This is a genomic window from Yinghuangia seranimata (assembly GCF_029953285.1).
In the GTDB taxonomy this organism is placed as follows: domain Bacteria; phylum Actinomycetota; class Actinomycetes; order Streptomycetales; family Streptomycetaceae; genus Yinghuangia; species Yinghuangia seranimata.
The window spans coordinates 162,539-182,622 of record NZ_JASAOI010000004.1; the positions used below are offsets into that span (position 1 = coordinate 162,539).

The following is a 20,084-nucleotide window of genomic DNA, read 5'->3' on the forward strand; positions in this document are numbered from 1 at the left end:
ACTCACACTGGCCATGGGGCACGAGGCGCCCCTACTGTGACGCCGACCCGTACACACCTGCGCCCGCGCCGCACCGCCCGCACCGCACCGCCCGCCGCCCAGCCAGCCGCCCAAGCCGCCTGCAAGCCCCTCCCGGGCCCGCCGCGCAAACCGCCCCCTCACAACCCGCCGCCTCGTCCCCGTCCCGCGAGGAGTCCCGTGTCCCCTGAACGCCAGCCCGGCCACATCGCCGTCCCGAACCTCATCGCCCTCTACGCCGAGGCCATCGACGCCGGCGACTTCGAAGCCGTCGCCGACCTCCTCGCCGACTGCACGATCACCACCGAGGGCACCGACACCCAGGTCACCGGCCGCGACGCCGTCCTCGCCCTCTACGAAACCTGGACCCGCCGCTACGACGACGGCACCCCGCGCACCAAGCACGTCACCACGAACCTGATCCTCGACATCGACGACTACTCAGGCGAGGCCTCCGCCCGCTCCTACTTCACCGTCCTCCAGTCCACCCCGGACCTCCCCCTCCAACCGATCATCACCGGCCGCTACCGCGACACCTTCACCCGCAACCCAGACGGCGCCTGGCGCTTCACCACCCGCCACATGACCACCGAACACACCGGCGACCTAACCCACCACCTCAACCTCCCGCTGAGCTGACAATCAGGTAAAGGCCCTCCCTGCGTGCCCGTGGTTTGGCATCATGATCGCCCCAACCGATCTGTGGGGGGATCCAATGCGCACTCGCGCGTTCACGTGTGCCGCAACCGCCTTCGTCCTGGCCGGTACCTTGGCCGCCTGCAGCAGTGGCTCGGCGAACAAGATCAATGACCGTGCCGACACGCCCGATGTCGCCGCCATGAAGTGCGACGACCCGAAGATTCCTATGGGCGAGTGGCGCAAACGCTGCGACACCGCCGCGCCGAACGGCGGTGCGACGGGCGCGGGCAGGCCGTCGGTGTCCGGCGCCGCCTCGCCGTCGGCCTCCGCGTCGTCGGCCAGGGCCGGTGTGGGGGACACGATTTCGATGCGAGGCGACGAGAGCGAGAAATTCGACGCGACGCTGGTGAAGCTCGTCGACCCGGCGACGCCGAAGAACGAGTTCTCCAAGCCCGAGAGCGGCAGCCGGCTGATCGCCATCCAATGGAGGATCACCAACACCGGCACAACGCCGGTCAACTCCAATCCGCTCTTCAAGACGACCGTGGTCGACGACCAGGGCCAGCAGTTCAAGCTCTCGCTCTCGGGGGAGAGCGGCGCCGGAGTCGCGTTCGACAGCGATGTGACCATTCCACCGGGCGAAAGCCGCCTCGGCTTTGTCACGTATGAGCTGCCCGAGGGCGCCAAGGCCGCCACGGTTCAGTACCGAGGCGGCTACGACAAGCCCGTCGGCCAGTGGAAGCTCTCCTGAGCCGACCGAACGGCGCGTCACGGACGCGGTACCCGTGCCCGTGACGCGGGTTCGTCGTCGTGTGTCAGGCGGCGGCGTTCAGATCGGCGAGTTCCTCGGAAGTGAGTTCGAGGTCGGCGGCGGCTGCCGAGTTCGTGATGCTCTCGGGGCGGGAGGCGCCCGGGATCGGGATGACGGTGTCTGAGAGCGACAACTCCCAAGCCAGGCAGACTTGTTGGGGGCTGACGCCGCGGGATTCGGCGATGCGGGCGAAGGCGGTGTGGTGGTCGCCTAGGGTGCCGGCGCGGGACATGCCGCCTAGGGGGCTGTAGGGGAGGAAGGCCAGGCCGAGTTCGGCGCACAGGTGGAGTTGGGGCTCGCTGCCGCGGACGGCGGGGGAGAAGTTGTTCTGCACGGAGACGAGGCGGTGGCCCAGGATGGCGTGGGCTTCGCGGAGTTGGTCGGAGTTGACGTTGGAGATGCCCGCCGCGCGGATCTTGCCCTCGTCGTACAGGTCGCGGAGTACGCCCACGGAGTCGGCGTAGGGGATGTTCGGGTCGGGGACGTGGAGTTGGTACAGCCCGATGGCGTCCACGCCGAGGCGCTTGAGTGAACCCTCGGCGGCCGCGCGTAGCGTCGCCGGGTCGGCCTGGAAGAGCCAGGTGCCGTCCGCGTCGCGGGCCGCGCCGCCCTTGGTGGCGACGAGGACGTGCGAGGTGTCGCCGCCGTACGCCGCCAGGGCGCGGGCGATCAGAGCCTCGTTGTGTCCGGCCTCGGAGGCGTTCAGGCAGTAGGAGACGGCCGTGTCGATCAGCGACACGCCGGCGTCGAGTGCGGCGTGGATGGTCGCGAACGCCCGTGCCTCGTCCGGCCGTCCCTCGATCGACAGCGGCATCGCGCCGAGCCCGATCGCGCTTACGGTGACGTCGCCGATCTTGCGTGTCCGCATTGTTCCCCGTTTCGTCGCTGTGAGCGTGCGGCTTGATCGTAGTCGGGAGGAGTGCTGGGGAGACGATCACAAGTGCCGGGACCGCACGGTCAGTTGCGTTTGCGGGGGCGGCGTAGTGGCTTCGGTGGGCGGCGGCCGGGGTTGCGGGATTTCTTGGACGGACGGTTCGCGGGGATCGGCAACGGCTGGGCGGCGTAGCGGGCGGAGACGACGGCTGCGGCGGATAGCACGCTCGTTGCGGACAGCACCAACAGCGGCCCTGACCACGGGTCGAGGCCGCCTTTCGTGGTCAACGCGGGGCGGAAGACGCCGGACGGGTCGTACACCATACGGACGCTGGTGAAGTCCCGTCCGGGGCAGTGCCCGTGGGCGCGCGTGTCGCGCACCTCGCCGTCGGGCTGGGTGACCGTGCACTGGTAGACGTGGCCGCTGCGCGCCGATTCCGAGCGCTCCTCGTAGACCATGCCGACGCCTTCGCGGCCGAACGTGTAGAGGTACCAGTCGGAGGCGCGGGTGGCCGAGGCGACGAAGAGCGCTGCGGACAGCAGCACGAGGCCTTTGACGAGACGCTCGCGCGGGTCGCCGCGGTAGAGGAAGTACGTGTAGCCGAACCGGTAGGCGAGTGCGAGCGTCAGCGCGTACACGACGAGGCCGAGGCCGAGGTCTGCGAGCCACGCGAACCACGTCCAGGCGGCGAACAGCACGAGCATGGCGCAGCCGAACAGCACCCAGCGGGTGATGAACGCGCCGCGCGGCAGCGTCCGCACGCGGTCCGCGCGCAGCTCGCTCTTCCGGCTCATGCTCCGCCCGCCTCTCCCGGCCGATGGCGATGATAGGCGCGCGCTCGGCCGGGAAAGGGGACGGATTCGTTCAAAAGTAGGTCAGGCGGAGCCGTCGACCTGGTCCATGGAGGTCGTGCCGTCGCCAAGCGCCGCTGGCTCGGGGGCTGCGCCGTCGGACGCGCCGTCCAGCGGATCGCTCTGACGCTCCGACCAGGGAGCACCGCCGGAAAGGATCTCGAAGCTCGCTCGGAGTAGCCGTTGGACCGCGGGTTTGCCGAGATCGGGTTCACGCAGCCGCAGTGAAACCGGGTTGGCTCCGGCGTTGTAGCTCGGGGTCCAACTCGGCGCGAGGCCCACCCGGGTGAGTTCGTTCCGGAAGTAGTCGTAGGCGGGTGACTCTTCGTCCTTGGAACCGTCCGGGTCCGGCAGATGCAGAGTCGCTCCGTCCGCATTGGGCCATATCGGTGCCCACACGCGGCGGCCCCGGCGCACCCCGATATAGGACTTGACCGCGTAACTCACCTGTACGTCACCAAGGTTGGCCTTCACCCACGACAGAAAAGCCTCGTGGAACTGCCACGCCGAAGGGTGTTGTACGCGCCAGTCCTCCGGCGTCCGGTCTGCGGCGGTCAGTGCGCCTGCGGGAGCGTCCCCGAGATCAAGGCTCTCATTCTTGACGACCACCTCCGGGACGAGGACGACCTCATGCTGCGCCCGCCACGCACGCAGCTCAATGACGATGAGTGGTGTGTACTCGGCCAGCGCCTCCAGCGCTATGCGGAAGCGTCCCGAGGCGCTCTCCGCGACCAACACGGCGATATGCGTCTTGCCGGGCTGCCGCTTTCGATTGCGGGCCCAGTAGTCGTAGACGCGGAAGCCGTGCGACGCGTCAACCTCGCCGAGTTGGACTTCAATGCTGAAGTAGATATCGCCGCTCGTTGCCAGGATGTCCAGGCTTCCGCCGCCTGACTGGGTCTGCTCCTGTTCGACCAGCTTGACGTCGCCCAGCCCCAGTCGTCGCGGGTCGGCGGCAAGCCAGTCCTGGAGCCAGTGCTCGTTGAGGTCGAGGTCGCGCAGCCGCACGGGCGTGCCCGAGTGCACACGTCGGCCGGCTGTGGTCCCGGGTTGGCCGGCACCGTTGTTCATACAGCACCCGCTTCGGTGAGGAATCGACTGGGCTTCCCTGACCATGAGACGTAGAGCCCGTCCCGCGCCCGAGTGCATGCTACGAACAGTAGGCAGCGCTCCGCGGCGAGATCGGCCTCGTGCTGGAGTTGGTCGACCTCGACAGGGGTGACGGCACGCGGGAACGGAAGGGCACCGTCGTGCGCGCCGATGACCGCCACACACCGGAACTCCAAGCCCTTGAACGAGTGCATGGTCCCGACCTGGACGGCATCGGTGGCACCCGACCCGTCGGCGTTGAGCCGTACAGCGGGGATTCCGACCGACTTCAACTGGGCGACCGCCATGTCACCGGTGTTGTTGAACCTGCTGGTGACACCGATCTCGCCGGGCAGCACGCCAGCCTCCATCCACGCCCGAACTCTGGTGACCAAGGCCGCCAGCTCGACCGTGTCCGACACAGCATGGTGGAGCTCGGGGCCGTCCCCATGGAGGGCGGACCGGTACCCAAGCAGGGTCTCGCTGCGGTTTTCGTCCTCGAGCTGTGCGATCGGACGACCCACCAGCAGGGAGGTGGACCACCGCAGGATTTCGTGCGTACTGCGGTAGTTCTTCCTCATCTTCGCCGACCGCCCGGCCACCGAGATGCCCAACGCCTTGAGTGAGACGCGTGAGTCGTAGATGCGCTGGTGGGGATCCCCTGCGATGAACAGGTCGTCGGGACGTACCGCGGCCGCCGCTCGTAGGAGCCGCCACTGCGCGGGGTGCAGATCCTGCGCTTCGTCGACCACGATGTGCCGGTACATCGGCCCCCGGGACGCCAGGATGCGGGCGGCCTCGTCGCAGGTCTGCAAGTACGTCCGTTGCCCGCCCTCGCGCAGACGGCGGTGGAACTCGTGGACAGCAGCCCACACTTGGGGCCTGAGTGACTGGGGGATCTTGGTCCCGCGGCCTGCGCGGTCGGCTGCGGCATACGCCTCGAGGCTGGTGAGGTCCTGAGCCAGGATCACATGCTTGTACTCCTGCGCCAGGAACTGCGGCGTTCCGGGAAACCCAGTGGTCTTTGCGGCCTCGGCCCAGTGGGTGTCTTCATCCCTGCCGCTGACGGGTCGCCGACCCTCGCCGCGGGCGGCCGTCACCACCCGTCCCGCGAAGGCGTCGACGGTCGTGATGTCGACGCGGCCGCGCAGCATCTCATCGGGCACCAGCGCGGCAAGCCCGCTCTTGAGTGCATGGACGAGGGCCTTCGTGTACGTGGTCAGCAAAATGCGTTCGCCGTCGCGCAAGTGCCCCATCAAGTGCTTCACCCGGTGCAAGGCCACCACGGTCTTCCCCGTGCCCGGCCCGCCGCGGACCTGCGCCGGGCCCGAGTAGCTGGGGCGATAGGCGATCTTGTGCTGCGACGGGTGCAGGAAGATTCGCCAAGCGTCGAACGGCTTGCCGAGGATGTCCCGGAGTTCGTCCGGCGCAGAGACCAGTGCGATGCGCGTGTGGGAGTTGCGGACCGCGGTGTCGAAGTCGTGGTCGTGCGCGAGTTCCGCGGCGGACTGCTGACTCTGGACCACGACGTCCTGCCACACCTCCTCGACTGAGAACCCGGCGGCCAGGTATTCGAGGACCTCGCGCTGGTCCTGCGGAAAGTGCGGCGCGAAGACCTCCAGTTGCTCCTGGGTGGTCAGGACCCGGGCGGCTCGAAGAGTGTCCGCGTCGATGCCGAGTGCGGCCATCTCCGTGTCCGAGATCTTGGCAAACAGCCGCCGCTCGGCCGCAGGCGCGATCTGCTCGTAGGCGGGCGCCAGAACCTCCAGCTCTGCCGCGTTCCGGATCTCCACAGCCCGCGTGACCGTGTTGATGCTGACTCGCTGTTTGACAGCCCAGTCGATCGCCTTGTCGTGCGGAAGCACACGAAGCAGTGTGAAGGTGTCTCCGCGTTCAGGAGCCACCACGACACCCCGCCACATCTGGTCGATGCGGATGGTTCGAATGTGGGGGTCTCGTGCCCGGGTCAGTGTTTCGAGCTTCAGGCCGGGATGCTTGAACAAATCGTCAAGAGTCAGCGCGCCGAACTTCTCCCACGCCTCGAGTACCTCCTTCACCACCGGCTTCGGGAGCTTGCCCATCTCCTTGAGGAATTCGATGTGGAACGCGAGTTGTGGCATGCGGTCACTCTTCCGGCGAACGGCGGTGCTCTTCGTCGTGGGCGAGGCGGATCCGGGCGAGGGCGTCGGCGATCTCCAGGCTGTCCTCGTCATCGGAGCCATGGACGACACACAGGTCGGAGTACAGCGGCTCCAGTACATGCCGAGCCTCGGCGAAACGGCCCTCGGACAGCAGCAGGAACCCGATGGCACGCCGCAGTTCGATGGCCTCTTCGCTCACGTCACTGTCCACGGAGCGCACCTGGCGCAGCACCGCCTCGAACTGCTCCAGCGCGGCGGTCACCTGCCCCAGCTCGGCCCGGCAGTGCGCTGCCTGGACGCGGCACGAGCGGGCATACTCGCTTGCCGGGCCCTCGGTCCGCGAGAACGCCTGTGCCAGCGCATCGAACTCGGGTAGGGCACTGCGGAAGTCGCCGCCGAGGAACAGGACGGCGGCGCGCTGCTGACGCAGGTCGAGCACCTTGCGGTTGTCCGGACCGAGAGCCGCCGCGGCCGGCGGGATGACCTCGTAGAGCACCTCGGCCGCCTGGGCGAACCGCTCGTCGTCGAGGAGCGCGTCGGCGTGCGCCATCGCAGCCTTGATGTCCTCTTGGAGCTGCGCGGGGACCGGCACAGGCAGCGGGTGCGCGTTCGGGTTCACCGTGGTGGGCGCAGGAGCCGCGGTGGCGGTCGGGCGCGGCCGCGGTGCGTACGGCTGTCGGTACACCCGGGTCGGGTCAGGAACCCCCGGCTGCCCGGCCTCATGAGGCTCTGGTGTCGACCCGGCCGGCGGCACGAACGGAAACAGCCGCTCGTGCACCTCCTGCGTGTCGACGGGACGCCGCTCCGGCCGCTTGCGCAAAAGGTGGAGGACCAGCTCCTCCAGCTCTTCGGGGACGTCGGGGCGCAGCTCGCGGAGTGGAGTCGGTGCCGCTTGCACATGTTGCAACATGCGCGCGAAATCGCTGCTGCCATCGAACAGCGTTTTTCCAGAGAGGAGTTCGTGGAGCACGCACCCCAGCGCGTACAGGTCGCTTTGCGGAGTGATGCGCGCCGCCTGGACCTGCTCCGGCGACATGTAGTGGCTGGTGCCGACGGGGCTGCCGGTCGCGGTGAGCTTGGTGACGTCGGTCCGCATGATGGCGGCGATACCGAAGTCCAGCACCTTCACCGTGCCGTCGCGCGCCACCATGATGTTGCTCGGCTTCAGGTCACGGTGGATGACCGGGACCGCGTGGGCGTGCGACAGGACGGTGCACACCTGTGCGCCCACAGCGGCGGCCCACGAGATCGGGAGCGGGGCAGCGGGGTCGATGTAGTCGTGGAGTGGGACGCCGTCCACCAGCTCCATGACCAGGTAGAGGTTCTCGTGGGACGCGTCGAGCACCGCGTCGAAGACCTGGGGGACGCCAGGGTGTTGGATGCGGGCCGTGATGCGTGCCTCGCGGCGGAACCGCTTGGCGAACTCCTCCGCAAGCTCGGGGGACGAGCCGACCACGGCCTGGCGGATGAGCTTGACGGCGACCGGGCGGTCAAGCACGCGGTCGAAGCCGCGGTAGACGTCGCCCATGCCGCCGTGGCTCAGCGGTTGGACGAGCTCGTAGCGGTTCGAGATCACTTGCGGCGGCACGCAGCGTCCCCCGTTTCGACTACTACACGTGATGCGCACTCGGCACGCCAAGATCACCGAGTGTCCACTGCTGTGTTCCTAGTGTGACGCGTGGGGCGATCTTCGTCCAGATGGTTGGACGTCTGGTGAATCGGTTTTGGCGCGGCCGGGCACCCGTGTTGGGATGCCCGGCCGCGGCACGCGTGTCCATCAGTCCTCGACGCCTTCTTGGCGGCGGATCATCCGCCATGCGGCGCGCCGAGCGCTGCGGTTCAGCGAGTTCTTGAAACTGCGGTCGGGGCCGAAGTACTGGCGCCCCATATCGGCGATGGTGTCGATGTGGTCGGCCATCTTGTCCTCGAACACGTCGTCGAAGACCACACCGAAGTTGTCCGGGTCGTCGTTGGCGACGGCCGCGAGACGCACCTTCGGATCGGCCATAGCCTCCTCGAACGGCCGAATGACGTCCTGTTCGGTGAACTCGGTTCCGAACTTCTCGTTGAAGCGTTCGATCAGCTCCGACAGTGGTGATTTCTCCGGCTCGGCCGCGCCGCCCGTGCCGTCGCCGAAGCCGGGCATCACTGTCGGCCCTTCGGGGGAGAGGCTGAGGTCGTGCTCGCCGGTCTGCTCGACGCGCATGTGGCTCAGGTCGACTTCCCCTATGTCGACGCCGCCGTCGGCGCGGCGGGGGAGCCGGTTGAGGAGATGCCGGCCGTACAGGTAGAGGCGTTCCAGGTCGGCGTCACGGTACGGGACGATCTGCGCCAGGAACCCATACTTGCGGACATAGTCGTTGAGGTCGGCTCGGAAGTCCTCGGCGGTTTTCTGGTCGTCCTCGTCCTCGCTGTCCGCGAGCGCGGTGAAGCGCTCGACGGCCGGGTTGAGCAGCCGGTAAAGCTCGGCGTGCAGCCGCTCCCACTTGGCCGACGAGCCGGCGGCCTTCTGCTCGGCGGCGAGGTACGCGGCCGCGAACTCCTGCATCTCCCGCTCGGTGAGGATCGGCGCGGACATCACCCGGCTCTGCGCGGTGTAGAGCAGGTTCGGGTCGGACGGGAGCGTCATCGCCTCTTCGAAGTACGGGCGGAAAGACTCCCTGATGTCCTCGGCGTCGTTGACGAAGTCGATGACGGCCAGGTCGCCCTGCGCCTTGCGCGGGGCGGTGCGGTTGAGACGGGAAAGCGTCTGCACCGCAGAGATGCCGGCGAGCTTCTTGTTCACGTACATGGTGGTCAGCAGCGGCTGGTCGAAGCCCGTCTGGTACTTCTCCGCGACGACGAGAATGCGGAACTCCTGCTGGCCCCGGCCGCCGGAGCGAGTGGCCTTGTCGTCGGCGCGGGTGTACGCGAACGCCTTCGGCAGGGCGCTTTCGGGGATCCCGCCGTTCTCCTTGGACTCGGTGGTCTCGTCGCCCTCATAGGTGAGAGACCCCGAGAAGGCGACGAGGACGCCGAGGTCGGGGTACTTCTTGTCGTAGTCGCGGTCGCCGATGTACTGCTTGATCGCCCGCGCCATCTGCACGGCGCTCTGCCGGGATGCGGTGACGACCATCGCCTTCGCGCGGCCGCCGAGCCGCCCGCGGCTGTGCGCGATGAAGTGCTCGGTGATGATCTGCGCGTGCTGCGACACGGTCGACTCGTGGGTGAGCGCGAACCGGGCGAGCAGGCTGTTGGCCTTCTTCGGGTCCACCTCGCGCTCGTCGGGGTTCTCGTTGACCAGCTTCCAATACGTGCTGTAGGTGACGTAGTTGCGGAGCGGGTCGAGGATGAAGCCCTCTTCGATGGCTTGGCGCATCGAGTAGGTGTGGAACGGGCGGTACGTGAGCTTGCCGTCGACGGTGTCCGGCGTACCGAAGAGTTCGAGCGTCTTCGACTTCGGGGTAGCCGTGAACGCGAAGTAAGAGAGATTAGCGGCCCGGCCGCGCTGCTCGGCCTTCTGCTTGAGCTGCACGTCGACCGTGGTCTCCTCGACCCGGGCGGCGCCTTGTTCGTCATCATCGGCGTCGAGACCGAGGTTGCGGAGCGCCGCGCGGACCGCGGTGGCGGCGTCGCCCGACTGCGAGGAATGGGCCTCGTCGACAATTATCGCGAACTTGCTGCCCTGGATCTCGGTCGGATTGCGCTGGAGGTAGTCGAGGAGGGCGGGGAAGGTATGCAGCGTGACGGTGACGATCTTCCCGGTCTCACGGGAGAGCGCGTTCGCCAGTTGCTCAGACTTCGCGCCGTGCTTCTCGTCGATCTTGACGACGAGGCCGACTGTTTGCTCGAAGCTGCCGACGGTTTCCCGGAGCTGGGAGTCCAGGTTGCGGCGGTCGGTGATGATGATGACTTTGTCGAAGACCGGGACGCCAGGTTCGAGGCCGTTGGCGGCGGCCGTTGGGTCCAGCTCGGATGGGTTGGTCGGCGTGTGCAGGTCGCTGAGCCGGTGGCCGAGCCAACCGATGGTGTTCGACTTGCCGGACCCGGCTGAGGCCATGATCAGGTAGTTGTGGCCGGCGCCATGGGTGGCGGCGTGCGCGGTGAGCCTCTTGACGACGTCCCACTGGTGGTAGCGAGGGAAGATCGTCACCGTGTCCGTGCGGCCGCCGGGCTTCTTGGACTTGTGGACGTGGACGAAGCGTTGCAGCAAGTCGAGCCAGTTGTCCCGCTGCCAGATCTGTTCCCAGAGGTAGGCCGTTGCGTGCTGGCCGGGGACGGTGGGCGCGGGGTTGCCTTTGCCGCCAGGGAGCCCGGGGCCTGCGGAGCCCGTGTTCAAGGGCAGGAACTGGGTCTGCGCGCCACGCAGTTGCGTCGCGACAAAGACCAGATCGGGATCAACGGCGAAGTTCGCGATGACCCGACGAGCAAAGATGAGTTCCGTGGGGTCACGCTCGGACCGGTACTGCTCCTTGGCGTTCTCGACGCCCTGGCGGGTGAGCGGGTTCTTGAGCTCGGCCGTCGCGACGGGGATCCCGTTGAGGAAGAGCGTCAGGTCAAGGCGGTTGTGCCAGTCGGCCTGCTTGGTGGCGTATTCGAGCTCACGGACAACGGTCAGCCGGTTCGCCCGATAGTTGTCCAGCGCGGAGTCATCCGGAACCAGGTTCGGCTTGAAGTAGGCAAGCCTGATGAGGACGCCCCGGTCCTTGACCCCCTTCCGGAGGGCGTCAAGGAGTCCGTCGGTGGCGATGGCCTGATCCAGCCGCCTGGCATACCCACGCTGTGCTTCGTTACGGTCGCCGCCGTAGAGCGAGACAAGCTCTTCCCACTCGTCGGGTTGCGTATCCCCGATGAACTCGAAGAGCTGGGCAGTATCAAGCCCGAGGTCAGGTTGGTAGTGACGAGGGTTCCCGACGGCCCACCCACCACGCTCGACCAAGGCCGCAATGATGGCCCCGCCGAAGGTGGACTCGTCATAGACGGGACTCATGACACAACTCCTCGCCCGCTCGCGGTAGATACGTCGAACTGCCCAGTCACAGCGGCAGTGATGAGTGCCTGACGGCTTTCCGCTAGCAACGAGGTTTGTTGTCCCAGCAGGTCGCGAAGGCGGCGAATACGGTCCAGGGAAGTCTGAGCCTGGCTAACCATCCGTCGCTGCTCGGTGATTCTTGGTAGAGGGATCGGGAAGCTCATAATCTTGCTGCTGTTGGTCGATGCCAGATTCGTGGTGCGAGTTCCAGTGCTTTCGAAATAGCATCGTCCGTGCACTGTCTGCGTCATGAGCGCCAGGTACTCGGCATCCAAGCGTTCTGCTTCCGGGCGCAGGGCAAAGATATGGTTCTGGTGGAGGCAGGAGGCTAGCTCACCATGCCAAACGGTCCCACGGCCGAGCTTGTCCAAGTCGCCCCCCTCGGTCATTAGGACATCACCCGCACGCAGCATGCTCCGCTCTGCCGTCGAACGTCGAACGGTGATTTCCTTCACGGAGTCGAGTTCCAGGCGGCCGGCCTGAACGTTTGCCACCCGGAGATACGGAAGCGATACGACATCGCCACTTAGGTCGCGGCCGCTGTCCACAGTCAACCCGTTTTGCAGGCGGCAGACATATCCCAATCGAACCAGCGGGCGCCCCACGTCCATTTGTGGGAGCCATGGCCATGGGCCAATTTGGCGGGGACTCGTGAGAATTCCAGGGATGAGCGCGTCTGACACCACGGCGTAAGCCCTTTCTTCAAGAAGCTTCGCTTGGGTGGCGCGCCGGGAATTGATGCGGTCGATTCGCGCGGTCTCTGTGTCAAGGAAGTCGCCGATGCGGCGCTGCTCGTCGAGAGGCGGGACTGGGACGGGAGCATCTCCGAGGCGGTCTCGGTTGAGTTCGATCTGATTGGTTGCTCCTACTGCGAGCGCGGACAGTGTGTACACCTGGAAAGGGTGGCAGCTCAGCCAATAGTAGCAATATCGCGAGTCCAGAACATTCGGATTTGTGCGCACCACAGTCACGTGACTATCTGCCATGCACGGGATCTTGTCAGGTGGCGAGGAGAAGTATCCGACGCGCCCCAAAGTGCCCGTACCTGTCGAGTTGACGAGAATGTCCCGCGGGTAGAGGAGTCCCTTGAGCCGACTCAGAGGTCCCCGATGGTCGTGGTATCGAGTCCGCTCCCACTCAAGCCCGGTCTCCTGATTGGCGGCTTGGCTGATGGCGCGAACCGGCCCCGCGTCGGCATAGGTCGGTGCAGATCCGCGATTCAAATGTGTCGTCAAGTGTTTCAACGGCGCGGATGCCCAACTTGGCGGGAGGTTCACTCCAAAGATGGCGCTCACTCCGTCACCTCGCTCAGCAGCATCTGAATCTCGGCTTCCAGTGCTTGCAAATCCGCATCGATTTCAGTCAGCGGGCGAGGCGGGTCGTACACGTAGAAGTGGCGGGTGAACGGGATCTCATAGCCGATCTTCGTCTTCGTGTGGTCGATCCAGGCGTCCGGGACATGGGGGGCGACCTCGCGCTTGAGGTACTCCTCGACGTCCTCGTCGAGCGGGACGTTTTCGTAATCGCGCAGCTCTGTGTCGGGCTCGGGATCGCCCTTGATCTCCTGGACTTCGCCGTCAGCAGTCCGCACGCCGATGGTGTCGCGCAGTGCTTTCGTGAACGGGGCGCCGGTCGGCCAGCTCAGGCCAGCCGCCACCTGAGCATCCTTCAGTGCCAGGAATGCTTCGGACTTTGTGGACCAGGTAGAGCCGAGGAGGGGGCGTAGGGCTGCTACGAAATCGTCGGCATTCGCAAGTTTCTGGATGGGCTTTGCGTCTGCGAGCGCGGACAACGTCTCGTCGGTCAGCTCGAACCGGAGCTTGAGTGGGCGTTCGACGGTGATGCGGCGGTATCCGAAGTCCTCGTTCGGGAAGACTTTCACCTTGCCGTGCAGCGGGTGCTCGGGATCTTGCGCGACCTGGAGGGCCTCTCCATACAGTTGCGTGACCTCGGCGATGTGCTCGTCTGGGATGAACTTCCGCTTGTCGCCGAGCGACTTGCGCATCTTTTGCCAGTAGGCGCGGGCGTCCAGCAGAATGACCTTGCCCTTGTGGTCCGGCGACTTGCGGTTCGTCAGGATCCAGAAGTACGTCGAGATGCCCGTGTTGTAGAACAGCTGGTCTGGCAGTGCGACAATAGCCTCAAGCCAGTCGTTCTCCAAGATCCACTGGCGGATCTTCGACTCGCCCGACTCTGCCGCCCCGGTGAACAACGGCGAGCCATTGAAGACGATGGCGATCCGGCTGCCGCCTCCACCGTTCCCGTCCACCGGCTTCCGCTTCGACAGCATGTGTTGCAAGAACAGCAGCGAGCCGTCGTTAATTCGCGGCAACCCTGCGCCGAAACGGCCGGAATCTCCTTGTTTCTTGTACTCGTCCTCGACCTGGCTCTGGACCTTTTTCCACTCCACGCCGAATGGGGGATTCGCCAGCATGTAGTCAAACGTTGCCTTCTCGTGTCCGTCCACGGTGAAGGAGTTTCCGAATGCAATGTTGTCGGGGTTTTGACCCTTGATCATCAAGTCTGATCGGCAGATGGCCCACGACTCCGGGTTGAGCTCCTGTCCGTAGACCTCAACCTTGGCGGCCTTGTTGTGCTCGCGGACGAAGTCCTCGACAGCACTAAGCATGCCACCGGTGCCGCAAGCTGGGTCCATCACTGTGCGGACGACTCCGGGAATGCCCAGTGCGTCGGCGTCCGGTGTCACCAGGAGCTTGACCATCAGCTTGATGACCTCGCGCGGAGTGAAGTGCTCACCAGCTGTCTCGTTCGAGAGCTCGGCGAACCGGCGGATCAGCTCCTCGAACAGGTAGCCCATGTTGTGGTTGAGAACGGATTTCGGGTGTAGGTCGAGGTCCACGAACTCGCTCAGCACCAGGTACAGCAGGTTCGCTCGGTCGAGCCGCCGGACCTGCTGCGCGAACTCGTACTTCTCCAGAACTTCACGGGCGTTGTCCGAGAACGAGCCCATGTAGATCAGCAGGTTCGCAGCCGCGTGCGCAGGGTCGTCGGCGATCTTCTTGAGGGTCAGGTCGCTCTTGTTGTAGAAACGCTGACCGGATGCGCTGCGCAAGAACCTGTCGGGATCGAGATCCCGACCTGCCAGCTCCGCGGCCTTCTTGACTACTGCATCCCTTGTCGGCTCTAGGACACACTCCAGGCGTCGCAGCACGGTGAACGGCAAGATCACCTTGCCGTAGTCGGACTGCTTGTAGTCGCCGCGCAGCAGGTCGGCGACCGACCACGCCTGGTTTGCCAGCTCCGTGTGCTTGCTGCTGTTCAACGGGTCCTCGAATTCCTTCCGAACCGAGTGGGACACCCAACCGAGCGGGTGTACGGGGTCAAGTCTGGTGGATCGTTGAAGATCGTGTGGCTGTTCAGCCGGAGTCGTGGTCGGGCGGGAGCAGCGCGCCGGTTGTCAGGCCTGTGGCGAGGAGTGCGGCCGCATCACGGCTCGCGTCTGCGGCTCGGCTAGCTGCAGTGCGTAGCTCGCGGATTCTGCGGAACGCCTCGCCGTAGTGGCGTTGTTCATCCAACGGCAGCAACGGCACGCGCAACCGACCCGGCTGCACCTGGATCGTCGCGGTGCCCGTCGACGCCCCGGCGATGTTGTCTGTGTCGTCTAGGAAGCCGGCTAGGAACCACGCATCCAGCCGCGAGGGATCCGGACGCAGGAGCAAAAGCATCCGACCGAGCACACTTCCAGCGTCGTCCTCGCCGGCAACCCTCGCCATTGGACCGCCACCACCGGCGACCGAGCGCAGGAGGACGTCACCTTCGAGGATGATCGGCGCCGTTTCGGACGAGAGATCGGTCAGGGATCCCGACGGAGCCTCGTCGCGTGCGATGTCGAGGGCGGTCAGCACCCGGCGTCCCTCATTCTCGGTACGCCATGCTTCCAGCGCATCATCCTTCGTGCCCGGCGTTGTCCGAAGCATTTCGATCGCGCCGCCGCGTGCCAGGTCAGCGATCGTTGCTGTACGCCACTCCCGTGGGGTGTCGCCGACGGGCTGCCAGTCCCCGTAGGACGCTGACGCTGCAAACGAGTTCACCAATTTCGCCAGCCGATCGCGGCTCGTGCGTGCCAGCTGCGAGACCGCGGCTGGGTCAGCCGCTGTCGGAGCGACCCGGACATGCCGCGTCGGAGTCAGATCGACGACGTCATCGAGTAGATCCAGGATCGAGACTGCGCGGGCTTCGCCTGCCGTGTCTTCGAATGTGTCCGCGGCTTCCCGGAACCGCTCCCAGTGCCCGAGTACCGCGCTTGTGAGGCTGTCCCAATCCAAGCTCTCTCGACGATGGCGCGGCCGCGACGAGCCGACGGGTTCCGGGCTCGTCGTGTTGTCCTGACGTTGGCTGGCATTCGCGTCGATGAACAACACAGATCGACGCTCGGCGCCCCCGACCTCCGGCCGTTGCAGCACCCACACCTGAAGCCCAATATGCAGCGGCATGGATGCCCTCGCCGGAAGCCCCACGACAGCGCGAATCGCCCCAGCGCGGGTCAGTTCCGCTCGGATGCGTCGACCCGATGTGCGGAAGGCGACCCCGGGTGGGACCAGGAACACCGCATACCCGTCGGGCTTCAGATGAGCAAGCGCGTGCTGCATCCAAGCCAGCTCCGATTCTCCGCGTGAGGGCACTCCGTACGCCCAGCGCGGGTCGTATGCCAGCTCCTCGTGCCCCCAATCCCGGTCGCCGTAAGGCGGATTGCATAGCACGCCATCGGCAATGACATCCGGAAAGGCATCCGCACGCAGGCTGTCCCCGGCACGCACACGTACCTGGGCATCCGGCGATGACAGCATCAAGCTGACGGCCGCACGCCGGGCCTGCACCGGCAGAACATCCTGCCCGTACAGCTCCGATGCGCTGCGTCGCGCCGCGGCCTCCAGGAGTGTTCCGCTTCCGCAGGCTGGATCGAGTACGCGTACGCAGCCGACGGTCAGAAGCGACGCCATCAGTCGGGCCAGCCCAGTGGGTGTCTGATAAGCGCCGGCCGCCGCGCTGTCGTCGAGCTCCCGCTCGGCCAGTGCGTCGAGAGCGGCTTGACCGCCCTCCGCGCGTACGCACACGAGCAGAGCCCGGATGGCGGGGGCGTCGGCCGCCAAGTACCGCACCGTATCCACGCCCGGCACGGCCTCGGCCAGGCCGGTGGCCTCGGAATTCGCACGAGCGGTCAGTGCCTTGTCCGACAGTTCCGCGAGGTCTGCCATGTCGCTCGGCGGAAGTTTGGATAGGGCGGCGACCAGGGGGAGCAGTCGGCTCACGGCTTGCGAGGCGTCCGGGTGGAGACGCAGCACCGTCCGGAGCTCGGTCACAGGTGACGCGCCGGACGCCTGCCCTCGGGCGTCCAGCCACGTCCGTACGGCCGTCAAGTCGTAGAGCGGGCTCGCGTCGCTGCCGCCGATCGGTGCCGGAAAGTCGCCGTGGCGTCGCCGCCAGTTGCTTACGGTCGCGCGCGTCACCCCCGCGATCCGGCCGATCTCGGCAGCCGTGACCAGCGTGGCCTGGTCGGTCACAGGTCCCCCTCTTCGAGCCGGGCATGTCGGTGGATGTATTCACCATAGCGCACCCACCAATTCGGTCAAGTCGATTGACAGCGCTTTCACTCTGATGCTCTCCTGATCTCGATGGAGTGAAAACATCTACCTCGGAGCCCTCCATGACCGCAGTCATCACCGTTCTTGCCGTATTTGCCGCTCTCGCCTTGGGCGTAGCGATGGGCGGGCTGCTGGCCCGCGCCAGAGCGCGGGCGGCGCTCGCGGAGTCTCAAGCCGCCCGCAATGCCGCCGACGAAGCGCGTGCTCGTGCCGAGGCGGAGGCGCAGGAATGCCGCTCCCGCGCCGAGCGCATCGAGGCGCAGGCCAGCTCGCACGGGCAGCGGGCCGCTGAACTCGGGGCGACGTTAGCCGAGCGCGACGTCCAGCTCGCCCGCCTGGAAACTGCTCTTGGCGCGGCGCGTGAGGCCGAGACGTCCACCGAGAACCGGCGGGACGACCTTGCGCATGAGCTCGCGACAGTGCGCGGCGAGTACGAGGCCCAGGGGAGGGAGCTCGCGGGTGTCCAGCAAGCCGCTGTGGCGTTCACCGCTGAGCGCGATGCGGCCCGTGACAAGGTCCAGGCGAGCGAGCGTGACCTCGCCAAAGCGCGCGCCGAGTCCGACGGCCTCCGCAGCCAGCTGGCCGACCGCACCCGCGAGCTTTCCGATGTCCGCGAGGCTGCAGCCAAGTCGGACGGCACAGCCTCGGCGCTTCGCGACGAGCTCGACACTCTGAAGGCCGCTCACGCCGAGTTGGCGGGACGTCAGAAGTCGGTCGAACAGCAGGCCGCCGTCCTCGACTCCGCCCGGGACGAGGTCGAACGCCTCCGCGTCGAGGCGACGAAGCTCATGGAGGACCGCTTCGCGGCCCTGTCGAACAAGGCGTTGGAAACGAACCGTGCGGCACTGCTGTCCACCGCCGAGGACAAGCTCGGTGCGATCGGGACCCCGGTGCGCGAACGGCTCGACCAGCTCAATCAGGAAGTGCGGAAGCTGGAGGAGCGCCGCACTGCCGCCGAAGCCGAACTCAAGCAGCAGATCGTGGGGATGCACGAGGAGACCGGCAGGCTCCGTGATCAGGCCCAATCACTCGTCGACGCCCTCAAGAAGCCGCAGGTGCGCGGCAGCTGGGGCGAGATGACGCTGCGGCGTACGGCGGAGCTGGCCGGCATGTCCGAGCGCTGCGACTTCGAGGAGCAGGTCAGCAGCCGCGGCGAGAGCGGGCTGCTGCGCCCGGACATGGTGGTGTACCTCAGCGACGGCCGGGAAGCCGTCGTCGACGCGAAGGTGCCGCTCAAGGCGTTCATGGAGGCCGCGGAAGCCGCCGATGACACGACGCGGGCCGCGCGGCTGAAGGACCATGCACAGCAGGTGCGGAAGCACATCGACAACCTGGCATCCAAGGAGTACCACAAGCTGCGCAAGGCGTCGCCGGAGTTCGTGATCATGTTCATCCCGGGCGAAGCGTTCCTCGGTCCCGCGCTGGACGCCGATCGAGGCCTGCTGGAATACGCGTTGGACAAGGGCATCGTGATCACCACACCCACGACGCTCATGGCGCTGCTGCGCACGGTCGCGCTCATGTGGACGCAAGCCGGCCTCGCCGAGAACCTGCGCGAGGTGCATGAGATCGGCAGTGAACTCTACGACCGGATCGTCGTGTTCAGCGAGCACATGGCCAAGCTCGGGAAGGAGCTCGGCGGCTCAGTCGACGCGTATAACAAGGCGGTCGGGTCCATGGAGTCCCGCATGCTGGTCAGCGCCCGCCGCTTCCAGCAGCTCAAGGTCGGGGCAAAGCCGCTGCCGCCGGCTATGGCCATCGAGGCGGCCCCGCGCCCGTTGACCGCCGCCGAGCTGGTCGAGGCGAGCGCGGCGAGCGGGACCTTGGAGATCCCGCCCGCGCGCGGCGTCGATCCGGCGGACGGCTCAGCGTGAGCGGCCCAGTCCGGTCACGAGCCCGCTCCAAGCGCCCGAGGTGAAGCGGAGCGCGTCGGCGTACGGGCGCTTGCTGTCGCGAACGGCGGTGTCGGTGGGGGCGAGTGCGGCGACTTCGACGCACTCGCCGCCCTCGCCGCTGCTGTAGCTGCTCTTGATCCAGGTCGGGCTGTGGTTCTGCGAGACGGCGGCAGAACGATTCATCGGTCTCCCAGCATGTTGGCGATGAAGGAGGCGGACTCTTGCGGCGTCAGGGCTTGCGCACGGATGCTGCCGTACCTTGCCGCGAGGATGCGGACCTCTTCTGGTTCAGTGATCAGTCTGCTGATGTTCTGAACCTCAACATAGGCGACTTGCGGCCGCCCTTTGGGAGTGAGGAGCGTGAATGGTCCTCCGAGACTCGGATGTTCGTCGCGATCGGTCGGCATTACCTGAAGTTCGACGTTGCGCAGACGTCCGATTTGGAGAAGCCTCTCGAGCTGCCCTCGATGCGTTTCCTTGCCCCCGATGGGGCGCTGAAGCGCGGATTCCTCGATAGTGAAGGTGGTTTGAGGCGGAGGCCATCGCGTGAGTACCTGTTGCCGGGCCAGCCGGGCGGCGACACGCATCTCCACAGTCTCTTCGTCGAGCAGGGGCTGACGGCTCGTGAAGACCGCACGCGCGTGACCTTCTGTTTGCAACACACCCGGCAAGGCGAGGGCTCCGTAGTAGTTCAGCTCCACCGCCTCCCGCTCCAGCCTCGCGTAATCGCGGAACCACGCCGGGTGCCTCACCCGCGCTTTCGCTTTGGCCCGCGCCACGTCCTCCTTCGCGGCGGACAACATGCCGTTGGCGCCCAGTAGTCCGTCAACCGCGTCCAGGAACTCGTCCTGTGGAACGCGCCGCCCGCGCTCCAGCGACGAGATCTGTTCCTCGCTGTACCCCAGGCGCTCGCCGAGCTGCCGCTGTGTCAGCCCTGCCCGCTCCCGCAGCACCTTCACCATTCGGCCGAGTGCGCGGAACAGATCCACCGCACCGTCGCCCGCGTCTTCGTCGTCCGGATCGGCCATGCGCCGTCCCCCTGTTCGCAGCCAGTCTCGGTGTCCGCCCGGCAGCCCGGACGGGCAGCTGTCCGCACACGTCCACGCACGCTCTGTACTGGGCGCAGTGCTTGGCCAGGGTAGGCATGTCCGG

At 66.5% G+C, this 20,084-nt stretch carries 14 protein-coding genes; 3 read left to right on the top strand and 11 right to left on the bottom strand.

What is annotated here, in order from left to right:
- Positions 1-198: 198 nt before the first annotated feature.
- Entirely contained in the window at positions 199-657 is a 459-nt protein-coding gene (locus QI554_RS02900) for a nuclear transport factor 2 family protein (protein WP_281465426.1), read from the top strand.
- A gap of 43 nt (positions 658-700) precedes the next feature.
- A complete protein-coding gene (locus tag QI554_RS02905; protein ID WP_281465428.1) occupies positions 701-1,408 on the top strand; it encodes a DUF4352 domain-containing protein in 708 nt (235 codons plus the stop codon).
- A gap of 64 nt (positions 1,409-1,472) precedes the next feature.
- On the opposite strand, the gene QI554_RS02910 is transcribed toward QI554_RS02905, so the two are convergent.
- From QI554_RS02910 to QI554_RS02950, 9 genes are all read right to left on the bottom strand, one after another.
- Positions 1,473-2,336 (bottom strand): aldo/keto reductase, encoded by an 864-nt coding sequence (locus QI554_RS02910; RefSeq protein ID WP_281465430.1) that lies wholly within the window; start codon positions 2,334-2,336, stop codon positions 1,473-1,475.
- Positions 2,337-2,425: 89 nt separating this feature from the next.
- Positions 2,426-3,136, bottom strand: a complete 711-nt coding sequence (locus QI554_RS02915; protein WP_281465432.1) for a hypothetical protein — start codon at positions 3,134-3,136, stop codon at positions 2,426-2,428.
- Between the two features lie 81 nt (positions 3,137-3,217).
- Positions 3,218-4,201, bottom strand: a complete 984-nt coding sequence (locus QI554_RS02920; protein ID WP_281465434.1) for a hypothetical protein — start codon at positions 4,199-4,201, stop codon at positions 3,218-3,220.
- Positions 4,202-4,260: 59 nt separating this feature from the next.
- Positions 4,261-6,402 carry a UvrD-helicase domain-containing protein gene (locus tag QI554_RS02925; protein ID WP_281465436.1) on the bottom strand — a complete coding sequence of 714 codons (2,142 nt, stop codon included), beginning with the start codon at positions 6,400-6,402 and terminating at the stop codon, positions 4,261-4,263.
- A gap of 4 nt (positions 6,403-6,406) precedes the next feature.
- Entirely contained in the window at positions 6,407-8,011 is a 1,605-nt protein-coding gene (locus QI554_RS02930; protein WP_281465438.1) for a serine/threonine-protein kinase, read from the bottom strand.
- A gap of 189 nt (positions 8,012-8,200) precedes the next feature.
- Complete coding sequence (locus tag QI554_RS02935) at positions 8,201-11,392, bottom strand: type I restriction endonuclease subunit R (protein WP_281465440.1); 3,192 nt, start codon at positions 11,390-11,392, stop codon at positions 8,201-8,203.
- Entirely contained in the window at positions 11,389-12,729 is a 1,341-nt protein-coding gene (locus QI554_RS02940; protein ID WP_343230751.1) for a restriction endonuclease subunit S, read from the bottom strand. The genes QI554_RS02935 and QI554_RS02940 overlap by 4 nt, the downstream gene beginning before the upstream one ends.
- Entirely contained in the window at positions 12,726-14,717 is a 1,992-nt protein-coding gene (locus tag QI554_RS02945; protein ID WP_281465442.1) for a type I restriction-modification system subunit M, read from the bottom strand. Before QI554_RS02945 ends, QI554_RS02940 begins: the two co-directional genes overlap by 4 nt.
- A 94-nt stretch (positions 14,718-14,811) precedes the next feature.
- A complete protein-coding gene (locus QI554_RS02950) occupies positions 14,812-16,956 on the bottom strand; it encodes an N-6 DNA methylase (RefSeq protein WP_281465444.1) in 2,145 nt (714 codons plus the stop codon).
- A gap of 143 nt (positions 16,957-17,099) precedes the next feature.
- Here QI554_RS02950 and QI554_RS02955 point away from each other — a divergent pair, with 143 nt between their 5' ends.
- Positions 17,100-18,911, top strand: coding sequence for a DNA recombination protein RmuC (locus QI554_RS02955; protein WP_281465446.1), 1,812 nt, complete (start codon positions 17,100-17,102; stop codon positions 18,909-18,911).
- Here QI554_RS02955 and QI554_RS02960 read toward each other — a convergent pair.
- Positions 18,903-19,115, bottom strand: coding sequence for a DUF397 domain-containing protein (locus QI554_RS02960; protein ID WP_281465448.1), 213 nt, complete (start codon positions 19,113-19,115; stop codon positions 18,903-18,905). The two genes, QI554_RS02955 and QI554_RS02960, sit on opposite strands and share 9 nt — an antisense overlap.
- A complete protein-coding gene (locus QI554_RS02965; RefSeq protein WP_281465450.1) occupies positions 19,112-19,960 on the bottom strand; it encodes a helix-turn-helix domain-containing protein in 849 nt (282 codons plus the stop codon). The genes QI554_RS02960 and QI554_RS02965 overlap by 4 nt, the downstream gene beginning before the upstream one ends.
- Between the last annotated feature and the right edge of the window lie 124 nt (positions 19,961-20,084).